The sequence below is a fragment of the Pseudomonas sp. HY2-MNA-CIBAN-0224 genome (assembly GCF_040310285.1).
Lineage (GTDB): Bacteria > Pseudomonadota > Gammaproteobacteria > Pseudomonadales > Pseudomonadaceae > Aquipseudomonas > Aquipseudomonas helleri.
This window is the reverse complement of the sequence record NZ_JBEOPQ010000677.1, coordinates 1-258: the sequence shown is the minus strand read 5'-3', so window position 1 is coordinate 258 and position 258 is coordinate 1. Positions and strand designations below refer to the sequence as shown.

The 258-nt window shown below is 55.4% G+C and carries 1 pseudogene; it reads right to left on the bottom strand.

Annotated elements, in window-relative coordinates:
* Nucleotides 1-202 (bottom strand): annotated as a pseudogene (locus AAEZ03_RS28025) (zinc-binding dehydrogenase); the annotation flags it as partial.
* Nucleotides 203-258: the final 56 nt, after the last annotated feature.

Genomic DNA, 258 nt, shown 5'->3' with positions numbered 1-258 from the left:
CGTCACTATTGCGCACGACGTTAATGGTTTTGATACCGCGCGCCGCTGCCAGCATCGCAAGTGACTTGCCGACCGCGCCATTAGCAGCGTTATGGATGACCCACTGACCCGGTTGTAACTCTAGGAATTCAATCATCATCAGAGCGCTGAGCGGCATCGCGATAAGTTGCGCGGCCATCTCATCGTTCAGACTGTCGGGCACAGGAAATATCATGTTGGCTGAGGCGACGAAGTATTCCGCCCACGTCGCTTGTACGC